This window comes from Acinetobacter sp. LUNF3, from assembly GCF_022699605.1.
GTDB classification, from domain to species: domain Bacteria; phylum Pseudomonadota; class Gammaproteobacteria; order Pseudomonadales; family Moraxellaceae; genus Acinetobacter; species Acinetobacter johnsonii.
This window is the reverse complement of the sequence record NZ_CP093968.1, coordinates 3054378-3066340: the sequence shown is the minus strand read 5'-3', so window position 1 is coordinate 3066340 and position 11963 is coordinate 3054378. Positions and strand designations below refer to the sequence as shown.

11 protein-coding genes and 1 tRNA gene are annotated in these 11963 nt (G+C 40.9%); 7 read left to right on the top strand and 5 right to left on the bottom strand.

What is annotated here, in order from left to right; translation table 11 throughout:
- Positions 1 to 79: 79 nt before the first annotated feature.
- Positions 80 to 1378, bottom strand: coding sequence for a dicarboxylate/amino acid:cation symporter (locus MN200_RS15015; RefSeq protein WP_242759797.1), 1299 nt, complete (start codon positions 1376 to 1378; stop codon positions 80 to 82).
- 894 nt (positions 1379 to 2272) lie between these two features.
- Between MN200_RS15015 and MN200_RS15010 the strand changes: the two genes are divergently transcribed.
- From MN200_RS15010 to ahpC, 4 genes are all read left to right on the top strand, one after another.
- Entirely contained in the window at positions 2273 to 3265 is a 993-nt protein-coding gene (locus MN200_RS15010; RefSeq protein ID WP_242759796.1) for a DUF1852 domain-containing protein, read from the top strand.
- Between the two features lie 36 nt (positions 3266 to 3301).
- A complete protein-coding gene (locus MN200_RS15005; RefSeq protein ID WP_242759795.1) occupies positions 3302 to 4348 on the top strand; it encodes a methionine synthase in 1047 nt (348 codons plus the stop codon).
- A gap of 80 nt (positions 4349 to 4428) precedes the next feature.
- Entirely contained in the window at positions 4429 to 4920 is a 492-nt protein-coding gene (locus MN200_RS15000) for a flavin reductase (protein ID WP_017396908.1), read from the top strand.
- Positions 4921 to 5200: 280 nt separating this feature from the next.
- Positions 5201 to 5764, top strand: coding sequence for an alkyl hydroperoxide reductase subunit C (ahpC, locus tag MN200_RS14995; RefSeq protein ID WP_005401564.1), 564 nt, complete (start codon positions 5201 to 5203; stop codon positions 5762 to 5764).
- Between the two features lie 99 nt (positions 5765 to 5863).
- Here ahpC and MN200_RS14990 read toward each other — a convergent pair whose 3' ends face one another.
- Positions 5864 to 6787, bottom strand: a complete 924-nt coding sequence (locus MN200_RS14990; RefSeq protein ID WP_242759793.1) for a LysR substrate-binding domain-containing protein — start codon at positions 6785 to 6787, stop codon at positions 5864 to 5866.
- A gap of 127 nt (positions 6788 to 6914) precedes the next feature.
- Positions 6915 to 7541, bottom strand: coding sequence for an isochorismate family cysteine hydrolase YcaC (gene ycaC / locus MN200_RS14985; RefSeq protein ID WP_242759790.1), 627 nt, complete (start codon positions 7539 to 7541; stop codon positions 6915 to 6917).
- A gap of 332 nt (positions 7542 to 7873) precedes the next feature.
- Between ycaC and MN200_RS14980 the strand changes: the two genes are divergently transcribed.
- The 3 genes from MN200_RS14980 to MN200_RS14970 all read left to right on the top strand — a co-directional run bounded on the left by MN200_RS14980 (position 7874) and on the right by MN200_RS14970 (position 11302).
- A complete protein-coding gene (locus MN200_RS14980; protein ID WP_242759787.1) occupies positions 7874 to 8755 on the top strand; it encodes a pirin family protein in 882 nt (293 codons plus the stop codon).
- Positions 8756 to 9169: 414 nt separating this feature from the next.
- Positions 9170 to 10468 (top strand): FAD-dependent oxidoreductase, encoded by a 1299-nt coding sequence (locus MN200_RS14975; protein ID WP_193791554.1) that lies wholly within the window; start codon positions 9170 to 9172, stop codon positions 10466 to 10468.
- 3 nt (positions 10469 to 10471) lie between these two features.
- Complete coding sequence (locus MN200_RS14970; RefSeq protein WP_063454609.1) at positions 10472 to 11302, top strand: class I SAM-dependent methyltransferase; 831 nt, start codon at positions 10472 to 10474, stop codon at positions 11300 to 11302.
- Positions 11303 to 11369: 67 nt separating this feature from the next.
- Here the strand turns inward: MN200_RS14970 and MN200_RS14965 are convergent.
- Positions 11370 to 11445: transfer RNA gene (locus MN200_RS14965), tRNA-Thr, on the bottom strand.
- 178 nt (positions 11446 to 11623) lie between these two features.
- Positions 11624 to 11851: a hypothetical protein gene (locus tag MN200_RS14960; RefSeq protein WP_004691623.1), complete on the bottom strand. Its 228-nt coding sequence runs from the start codon at positions 11849 to 11851 to the stop codon at positions 11624 to 11626.
- Positions 11852 to 11963: the final 112 nt, after the last annotated feature.

The following is an 11963-nucleotide window of genomic DNA, read 5'->3' as shown; positions in this document are numbered from 1 at the left end:
TAAGGTGATTTTATGAATAGTAAATAAAGGACTTTACTTACTATTTAAAAATCACCTTTTATTTTCTCTATAAATAATTCTAACTGTTATCGGCCAATTGGTTTGCAGGAGGAAGGTTGTTCACCATGATGCCTTCTTGCTCCGTAAGCTCATCTTTATTGCCCTCAGTGCGTGCAATCACGGCCGTTGCAATACTATTTCCAATCACATTGGTTGCCGTACGGCCCATATCTAAAAACTGATCAATCGCTAAAATTAATAGAATACCGGCTTCAGGAAGTTGGAACATAGCCAGAGTGGAGGCAATCACCACAATAGATGCTCGTGAAACACCTGCAATCCCTTTACTCGTAATCATGAGGGTAAAGAGTATGAGTGCTTGCTGGGAAAAACTTAAATCAATGTTGTAGGCTTGTGCAATAAATAACACAGCAAATGCCATATACATCATCGAGCCGTCGAGGTTGAAAGAATAACCTAAAGGGAGCACGAAACTGGTAATACGTTTAGGCACACCGAATTTATCCAAAGCTTCTATGGTTTTTGGATAAGCCGATTCGCTACTTGCGATCGCAAATGCCAACATGGTGGGTTCACGTACAATTCGCATCAATCTAAAAATATCTTTTTTCAAGAAGATATAGCCGAAAGCAATCAGGAGAGTCCAAAGCACCAAGAGTCCCACATAGAACTGTCCAATGAAAATACTATAATCGATAATCAGTTTAGGGCCTTGGATAGTAATCGCGGAAGCAATGGCTGCAAAAACGGCGATAGGTGCAAATGCCATGACATAATCTGTAATTCGGAACATCACCTTACAGAGTTCATCAATTATTTTGCCAATGACGGTCGCTTCACTATGATGTTGCACATAGGCCAGTGCGGAGCCAAAGAAAATTGAGAAAACCAAAATTTGTAATATCTCATTATTGGCCATGGCTTCAGCAAAACTACGCGGGAAAATATGCGTAATGAAGCTTTCTAAGCTCAGACTTGTCGCACTGACACCGATATCAACCGCTGTTTGAGGAATGGTGAGATTCATCCCAGCGCCAGGTTGGAATAAATTGGCTATGCCCATGCCCAGTAAAAGTGAAATAAATGATGCACCAATGAACCAACTCATGGCCTTTAAGGTAATTGATCCCAGAGAAGAGGATTTTCCCATTGAGACAAGACCAGAAACGATTGTTGCAAAAACTAAGGGTGCAATAATCATTTTAATTAATCTTAAGAATACATCGGTCACTATTTTAAAATAGGCGGCAAGTTCTGTGGTTTTTGCAGTCGTTAAAGTGCTATGAAAAGCCCATCCAATCAGTATTCCTGAGATCATGGCAATCAGAATATATTTCAGTAGTTTCTTCTGCTTCATACTTATCGTTCCTTCTTTAATCTTCTTTTCATCAGCTTTTGGCCTGATGTAGCAAGGCATTGATGACATTCCATGTTGATCAATTTATAGAGGCATTGCTTTAGGTGTTGAGTGCTAAATTGTCGATTGGGGATTTAACTGTGGCAAGTGTTACTTTTTTTTAAAAAAAACGACAATGCAATTTTTAATTCAGTTATGCAAAAAATGCATGAGATGATTCTTTAGTTTTACTTGATATAGGTGGGCTGTTCTTAATGTAAAGACCGAATGTTTATTTTTTAATTCTGATTGGTGATAGGAAAGATACTACATTTCCTGATTCTATGAGGAAGAGCCAAGGTCTGAAAGTGAAGCCAAAATTAATGAATGTACGAACTCAAAACCAAGCTTTTGCTCATCATTTTCCCACAGACAAAACCATTGAATTGCCTGTTTTATCTAATATTTTAATAATCAGTTCATGACTTTAAGTTGCTGATATAAATAGATAATTAAAAAAGAGATGTATCGTGTTGATAACGTTGATTTAGCAATATCATGACTTTTCACAACTCACGCACAAGGGCTTAATGTTTTCATTCTTTCCTTTCGTACATCCACAAAAATTATCCACGCATAATTCATTGTTAAAGTGACAGAATTTCTAAACATGAATTTAGTTCACTTTGGTGTGAGATTAAATCATTTTTATTCATGTGATCATTCAGGTATAAATTAAACCACGCTCTTAACGATAGATCATATTCATCGTTGCTTCTTAGCCTGATGCTCAGAAAAATCTGAGAAGGTTGGAAAGACGATTTGCTAGAAAGATCCAAAAAGAAAATTGGACCCTCTAGAAAGAGCATGAAAGAAATTCAGTTTTATCGCAGAAATATAGGGTAACAGATCGCCATGAGTACAGAGTTTGCATGTTCAATTAAACGCATTCGTTTTGATGAAAACTATCAACCAGCAGATAACACACGTCTAACGACGAACTTTGCTAACTTGGCGCGCGGTGAAAGTCGTGAGCAGAACCTACGTAATACACTTCGTATGATCAATAATCGTTTCAATGCCTTAGCACAAACAGATAACCCGAATGGTGATCGTTATTCGCTTGAAATCGATATTATTTCTGCAAATTTAGACATTGAGGGGAATGGTCAAACTTTCCCAATTATTGAAATGCTGAAAAGCACGATTAATGATCATCATACCCATCAACGTATTGAAGGCATGATTGGCAATAGCTTCTCGTCTTATGTACGTGACTACGATTTTAGCGTGGTGCTGAAAGAACATAATAAAGAGAATTCGACGTCGTATGCACCTGAAGGTTTTGGTGATCTACATGGCAAACTGTATCAATACTTGGTGAACTCAGAGACTTTTAAAGCAGAGTTTAATCAACAGCCAGTGATTTGTTTGAGTGTTTCAACAGCGAAGAAGTATCACCGTACTACCAATGAGCATCCTGTGTTAGGCGTTGAGTATAAACAAGATGAATATTCACGTACCGATGAGTATTTCCATAAAATGGGCTTACAGGTTCGCTTCTTTATGCCGAAAGGGAGCGCTGCACCTTTAGCATTCTATTTTGCGGGTGATTTACTGCGTGATTACACCGATCTTGAATTGATCAGTGTGATTAGCACCATGGAAACTTTCCAAAAGATCTATCGCCCTGAAATTTACAATGCAAATTCATCAGCAGCTCAAGTCTATCAAGCCAGCCTAGAGTACCCAGATTACTCATTAACGCGAATCGTCTATGACCGCGTTGAACGTGGTCAGCTCGCGGTCAAGCAAGGTAAATGGACGGAAGAGAACTTTATTAAGCCGTATCAAGACATCCTTGAAAAATGGGCTGCGAATTACACCGTAAACAGCAACGCTGCTTAATTTACCTGAAACAGAATATTGAAATAGAGATTTAAAATGGCCATTTTATTACCAACATCAACTGCGGGCAGTTTACCGAAACCTTCTTGGCTTGCTGAGCCTGAGAAACTTTGGTCACCTTGGAAACTCGAAGGTGAGGCATTACTCGAAGCGAAACAAGATGCTTTACGTTTGTCATTGCAAGAACAACTCCATGCAGGTATTGATATCGTCAGTGATGGTGAACAAACCCGTCAACATTTTGTGACGACGTTTATTGAACATCTGGATGGCGTTGATTTTGAGAAACGCGAAACGGTGCGTATCCGTAATCGTTATGATGCGAGCGTCCCGTCAGTGGTTGGTGCGGTAAGCCGTCAAAAGCCAGTTTTTGTTGAAGATGCTAAGTTTTTACGCAGCCAAACAAATCAGCCGATTAAATGGGCGTTACCTGGCCCGATGACCATGATTGACACCCTTTATGATGGTCACTACAAAAGCCGTGAAAAACTGGCTTGGGAATTTGCCAAAATTCTGAATCAAGAAGCACGTGAGTTAGAAGCTGCGGGCGTGGATATCATTCAGTTCGATGAACCTGCATTTAATGTGTTCTTTGATGAAGTGAATGACTGGGGTGTTGCAACGCTTGAACGAGCACTTGAAGGTCTGAAATGTGAAACTGCGGTTCATATTTGCTATGGCTATGGTATCAAAGCCAATACCGATTGGAAAAAGACCTTGGGTTCAGAGTGGCGTCAATACGAAGAAGCATTCCCTAAACTGCAACAATCTAAAGTTGATATCATCTCGTTAGAATGCCAAAACTCGCGTGTACCAATGGATCTGATTGAGCTGATTCGTGGTAAAAAAGTCATGGTCGGTGCGATTGATGTGGCAACCAACACCGTTGAAACACCTGAAGAAGTTGCGAATACACTACGTAAAGCACTTCAGTTTGTAGATGCAGATAAACTTTATCCTTCGACCAACTGTGGCATGGCACCTTTAGCACGTGAAGTCGCACGTGGTAAGCTGAATGCGTTAAGCGCAGGTGCAGAAATTATTCGACAAGAACTTTCGGCTTCATACGCAGCAAGCGCGTGATGTGAAAGGGCTACCCGTTTGATAAAATGGGTAGCTTTTATCTGAGTACAAGCATGTGTCCGTTACTGAGGAATAAAATGATGATTGAAGCAACAGACTTTAGAGATGCAATGTCTTTGTTAACCAGTGCAGTCAGTGTCGTAACTACGGCAGGCATGGCTGATCGTCATGGATTCACAGCATCTGCCGTATGCAGTGTGACGGATACACCACCGACATTATTGGTCTGCATGAATAAAGCATCGCGTTCACATGCACATTTTGTCGACAATAAAATTTTATCGGTGAATGTGTTAGGTGCACAACATCAGCATATTTCGAATGTCTTTGCATCTAAAATGACGTCTGAAGAGCGTTTTAAACATGGTGTTTGGACAGAGCTAGAAACGGGCGCGCCTGTTTTAAAGGATGCTTTAGTCAATTTTGACTGTGAAATTGATGACATTCAAGAAGTGGGAACACATACGGTTTTTATGTGCCGTATTGTCGCGATTCAACAAAGCCAGCATGAGCAAAGTTTGGTTTATTTCAATCGTGCTTATCATCAAGTTGGGCAGACGGAAACGGCTTAAATTCACTTTGAATTGAACATCAAAGCTTTGAAATGACCTTCCAAATCATAGATTTTCCTCGGCTTGACTCTGGATTTGACTGTATTGAGCTCATTTGAAAAATCGAAAGGTTTTCATTTAGACCACAAAATGGTGAAAATCGGGCAACAGCGTGAGGGGAAATATTGAATCTAAAAATCCGATAAAAATAATAAAAACTTACTGTTTTACCAATTTTAGATTTGTGCGTATTCTCGCTGTATCACTTAAGCAATCTCACAAATCTTTTGAGGACGAATACATGAGTTTAATCAATACTGAAGTTAAGGCGTTTAATGCAACTGCTTACCAAAATGGTGAATTCATTGAGTTGTCTGAGCAAAACTTGAAAGGCAAATGGTCTGTCGTATTTTTTTATCCTGCTGATTTCACTTTTGTGTGTCCAACAGAATTAGGCGACTTAGCCGATCACTATGCTGAATTTCAAAAACTCGGTGTAGAAATTTACGGCGTATCGACCGATACCCACTTTACCCATAAAGCATGGCACGACACTTCAGATGTGATTGGTAAAATTCAGTATCCATTGATTGGCGATCCAACCTGGACTTTGTCTAAAAACTTTGATGTGCTGATTGAAACTGAAGGTCTAGCAGACCGTGGTACTTTTGTGATTGATCCTGAAGGTAAAATTCAAATTATTGAAATTAATGCCGGCGGTATTGGTCGCGATGCGTCTGAACTATTACGCAAAGTGAAAGCAGCACAATATGTGCATGCACACCCAGGCGAAGTATGTCCTGCAAAATGGAAAGAAGGTGAAGCAACGCTTGCGCCGTCAATCGACTTGGTTGGTAAAATCTAAGTCAACCTCAATGGTTGCATTGTGCTAAGTCATGAGCATGATACCTGTAAAAAATCAGCCCAAGTGGCTGATTTTTTTTATGCAAGGTTCTTTTAGCTTTTACAGATGGTAACCCTTGCTGGTGCTGGCAAAGTCTCTTAAACCCTGAATCAAATGCTCAATCAGTTTTTCCATGACCAAACGTTGTCCTTTACGTGAAGCATAGACCAACTGTACGGTTCCAATATTGGAACACCAGTCGGGCAAAATGTGAACTAGGCGACCTGAAGCAATATCTGCCTCTATCGTTAAGTAAGGCAAGTTGGCAATGCCGAGTCCATCCAGAGCCGAGTAATACACGCCTGCGACATCATTACTTTTGACCCGTGGTTCTAAAGGAATCACGATCTGTTCATCGCTCTGGGTATGATGCAGTAACCATTGATAATTGGACTTTTGTACCCCCAGTGCGAGCGTTGGAAAATCATTCAGCTCAGTGGCAAATTGAATTTCACGGCCCTGTAGCAGATCAGGACTGGCCACTAAACAATGCGTGGTTTTGACCACATCACGGACCATAATACTCGAGTCTTCGTTGGCACTAAAATTGGTCCGAATGGCAAGATCAATGTCATCATGCAAGACATCGACACGACGGCTGGTCAGCTCCATTTCCACTTGGACTTTGGGATATTGTTTTAAAAAATGATTGAGTAAACTTTGCACTTGATAGCGCATCATCACAGAAGGGCAGCTGATCTTGATTAAACCTTGCGGTTCACTTTTCTGTTTCAGTAAAACATTGTGTGCACTTTCGACTTGCTGAATGATTTGACGACATTCTTCAAACAGCTCTTGTCCCAAGGGGGTGACTTTAAAATGTCGCGTTGAACGCTGAATCAGGGTTACGTTGTACTTGGCTTCAAGGTCTAAAATACGGCGACTAAGCTTAGACTTGGTGATGTTCGAGGCATCACTTGCAGCACTGAAACCGCCGTGCTTGACCACAAGATAAAAATAATAATAGTCGTCAAATGAATGCATGATGGGTTCAAGCCTGTATTGATTTTTGACCGAAGGCAGTCTGTGATGGATGATCTGATACTGTATCATCGCTAACGATTGCGCACGACAAAAAAGCGATCCGAAGATCGCTTTTGCTCAGGTCGAATTATTTCTGCGCTGTATTTTTGCTATAGCTTTGAATCAGGTTTTTATAGTCTGGAATATGCGCTGCAAAGAGTGAACCGAGGCCTTCAATATCATTACGCCAGTCGCGGTGTAATTCGCAAGCTGCACCAAACCATGACATTAGCTGTGCGCCTGCCTGAGACATGCGATCCCATGCTGCATTACGGGTGATGGGATTAAAGGTTCCTGAAGCATCGGTAATCACAAAGACGTCAAACTCTTCTTCAAGTGCAGACAGTGCAGGGAAGGCCACACAGACTTCAGTCACTACACCTGCAATAATCAATTGTTTTTTACCTGTGGCTTTTACGGCTTGAACAAAGTCTTCATTGTCCCATGCGTTGATTTGTCCTGGACGTGCAATATAGGGTGCATCGGGAAACATTTCGACCAATTCAGGGACCAAAGGGCCGTTTGGTCCATCTTCAAAACTGGTGGTCAGAATGGTGGGAAGATTAAAATATTTCGCGGCAGCAGCCAGTGCGAGTACGTTATTTTTAAATTTGTCAGGGTCAATGTCACGGACCAGTGAAAGTAGACCCGCTTGGTGGTCAACCAAAAGAACCGCTGCATTATCTTTATCTAAACGAATATAAGGTTTAGCCATTTTTCTGTCCTCGTTGTGATTATCAGTCGAGTCTCAAGGCAATCAGTAAGAAGGTTAGTGCCTTGAGCTTGAACATCTTCATAGGTAGGAAAATGAGACAATAAAATAAGCCAAACGAGATGCTTAATCTTAAAAATAGGAAAATTTGAGCAAAAATATGCCATAAAAATAAAGAATGGCTTTGTTTTTAAATTGATTTTTATGCAGGTGAGATGATTTTAACGAGATTGCCCTATTCGTGTGATTGTGTGTACTAGCGCAGTGCTATAAGAGGGCTGAGGAAAGGGGTAGTATAGATTGCATATTCATCCTATCGATATAGGAGTTCCAAGATGAAAAAAGTAATTGGTGTTTATCGTAATCAAGACATGCATTGGGTGGGTGATGGTTTTCCTGTCAAAAACCTCTTTTCATATGACCGCTTAGGACAAGCGATTAGTCCGTTTCTACTTTTGGACTATGCTGCACCTTACAAATTTGATCCAACCACATCGCAACGTGGTGTGGGTTCACACCCGCATCGTGGCTTTGAAACAGTCACCATCGCCTATAGCGGTGAAGTGACACACAAAGACTCTAGCGGCGGCGTTGGTACCATCAATACTGGCGATGTACAGTGGATGACTGCGGGTTCAGGTGTGGTGCATGAAGAGTTTCATTCTCCAGCCTTTGCTGAGCATGGTGGTCTGTTTGAAATGGTACACCTTTGGGTGAATTTGCCAGCCAAAGACAAAATGACCACACCCCGTTATCAAACCTTGACCGTGGCAGATATCCCGCGCATCGAAATGGATGATAATGCTGGACACATACGCGTGATTGCGGGCGAGTTTGGAGGTCATCATGGCCCTGCTCAAACGTATAGTCCCATCAATGTTTGGGATGGTGAGTTAAAAGCAGAGTATGAAACTTTTATCCATGTGCCCGTCACGCATAACACGATTGTGGTGGTGCTCAGTGGTGAAGTGCTGATTAATGGCACGCAAAAAGTGGTGGATAGTTCCATTGTGATGTTTGCTCAAGATGGCGAAGCTGCAATTCAACTACAAGCGCTGCAAGACACTAAATTCTTGGTGTTGACCGGTGAACCACTGAATGAGCCAATTCAAGGTTATGGTCCATTTGTGATGAATAGCAAAGCGGAAATTGTGCAAGCTTTTGATGATTTTAATCGTGGCAAGTTTGGTGAAATCTCTGTTGCTGTGGTGGACTAAAATCTTGGCGCTAAAAAGAAGAAATCCCTACTCGGTCAAGGGTAGGGATTTTTTAGGCGCTGTAGTCTTCTTGTTTTGCATAGTTGGTCATGAATTATTATGTGATGTAATTATCTTTTTTATGCGGGGCGCATATTAGCGCTTTTTCGCTGGTTTGTAAAACAGATGTTATAAAAATAGTTAATTTATATACTTTGTTTTTAAAGGTTTTATATTTTTATTTAAAATAAAATGTATAAAAAACCTGTGTTTATTTAAGTGGTTTTTTAGTGTAATGAAATGTAATTTAAGCAAATGTCGTCCTACCAGTGCGGCACATGAAAAAATGTGATTCTGGTATTTTTTAATAGCCCTATTTTTTCGACATTGGGTCATAATTTCAGTCAATATAAGTCAGACTGACGGATCATAATTTTGGATATTGCAGTTATTGGTAGCGGCATGGCCGGTCTTGCTACCGCAAGAATTCTAAAGGATGCTGGGCATAATATTACTATTTTCGAAGCACTGACTGGGCGAGGGATGGATAGCCACAGTACAGAGTTTGAAGGTGGTCTGATTGATGCTCCGTTACGTGTCATGAACCCACACTTATGGAAAAACACCTTAAGTCTTGCGACTTATTTAGGCATCAAAACGTATCCAGTACGCACCTACATGGCGTGTAGTTGGTTGTTTGAAGACCGTACAGAAACATGGTTAACTACTACGCGTAGCCGCATTGGCAATTTCCCGATTATCAATAACCGTAAGGGCCTGCAGCAGTATGGATGGCGCTTGGTTAAAGGTATGTTGCAGCTTAAAACCGCGATTGCTAAATTCTTCAAATCTAAAGATCAAGACATTACCTTGGCTGAATTTATCAACCAGCATGACATTGAAGAGGTATTTTGGCATGGCGCAGTGATGCCTGTGCTCTACACCATCTGTACCTGTAATCCAAAAACCATCGGCGAATGGCCAGCGAAACCGCTGTTGATCTTTTTACGTCAGTTGACGGATGGTGATGCTTTATTGCGTATACAAGGTGGAACACCGGCCTTGGTCGATAAATTGATTGAAAACATCAATATCCAAAGCGGATCTGCTATTAGCAAAGTCACTGAACAAGGTGACAAAGTTTTGGTTGAAAATAATAAGGGCAAACAGCAATTGTTTGACCGTGTGGTGGTGGCAACGCCAACCACAAAAATTGAAGAGTTTTTAGATCCTGTTCAGTTTGCAGATGATATTGCTCTGTTAAAACAATTCCGTTTTGAGCAAGGTCAGCTGGTGATCCATACTGATCCTTCCGTGATGCCACCTAAGCGTAAAGACTGGTCGGTGCTGAGCTATATGATGGACCGTAAGTTTACCCGTCAACAGTTCACGGTTTGGCTCAATTCAGTCGAACCAAGTCTGGTCGGTAAAAACGCCGTGTTCCAAACGTGGCAGCCTGTGACCGAGATTGATCCGAAAAAAGTAATTTCAACAGTAACTTTGACCCGTGCGGTGGTGGACTCGCAAACTGTGGCTTTGAATAAAGAGTTACAACAACGCCATAAGAGTGCCAACCGAAAAGTCTTCTTCTGTGGTTCATGGTCGTGTGATGGTCTGCCTATTTTAGAGTCTGCTGTCACTTCAGCAATGCATATTGCAGAAATTTTCGGTGCGCCATTGCCGTTTGTTGGATTAAAACCTAAAGTTGAGGTTGCCCCACAACTCGGCTACTAAAGCATGAAATGGCTCCAAACCTTACAGCGACATCTGCCCAAACATAAATATGCAATTGATGCAAAACAATTGGGAGATCACGCTGTATTGGCTTGGAGCAATCTTGGTTATTGGGAAAAGAACCCATCCTCCTATCCTGAGGCTTGCCAAACACTGGCAACGCATCTTGCTGATCGATTACAGCTAAAGTCAAATGACCGTGTTTTAGACTTGGGCTGTGGACAGGGCGCAAGTCTATTGCTGTGGCAGCAGCATTACCATGTTCAGCAACTTTGTGCGGTTGAGTTACAAGCTGAATGTATCCAGCGCATACAACACACTTTAAATTCAAATATACACATCATTCAAACGTCATTTTTAAATTTAAATTCAAAGCTATTTTCAGTACCTTTTAATGTGGTGTTGTGCCTTGATGCCGCTTATCACAGTGATTTAAATTCATTTCTAAGATCAACCCATTCTGTTTTAAATTCAAAAGGTCGGATTGGTTTTCACTATCTGATGCTGAGTAATGCATTTTTGAATTTAAATCGTTTTGAGAAACTTCAACTGAAAATGCTGTTAAAGGCAGCCGATGTTCATTTGGAACATCTTCAGTTAGAGACGAATTTGCAGCATTCGATAGAAGCACAAGGCTATCAGCAGGTTGCTATTGAAGATTTATCAGATGCAGTTTTGGCGGGGTTTTCTCGTTATTATCATGTGCATTTAGTCCAACAGGCCGCTCAAAATTTGGATTATTTCAAAATTAAAATGACGGCTAAGCTCTGCCAAAAATTATTTGAACAGGGCATCGTGCGCTATGTTCAAATTACGGCAGTGAAAGACATTTAAAATGAAATAAAAAACCAAAATGCCAGAAACAACAAAGCCTCACTAAAAAGCGAGGCTAAGTATAAAATGGTGCCGGCACACGGATTCGAACTGTGGACCTACTGATTACAAGTCAGTTGCTCTACCAACTGAGCTATGCCGGCAACGTGGTGAGAATAATAGCGGATTTTCTTGAAAACGCAAGCCAAAAAGTGAGCGATTGAAATGCACATGATTTTTTGTGCAAACTTCACCCACCAAAGGGTGGGTGAAAGCTAAGAATAAAATTTGGGGGGCTGTGATGAAACTATTTTTAAATAGGGTTCAGTGAAAACATGGAACTTATTTGCTCCTTAAAATTTGATCGAGGTCTTGGGCACATTCTTCCAACGTAAAAGCCATGTCGAGTTGCATTTGAGGTTTGAGTTCATTGGCCAGCGTTCTCCATTGTTCAATCAGACGAATTGCTTTTTGAATTTTATGTTTGTTGACATCCTTTGCAAGGGTTGGGGTATAACCGCCTCGTTTAGCGTTTTTAATTTGTTTGACATAATTGGTGCTGTTATTCATTCTGACTCCCGAATAGCAGTTTTATTGGTCAATTTTGTGTTTCGCTAGTTATATACCGCAAATGAATTGTGCTTCATAAACATTGCATCTAGATGATCATTGATGATTTATT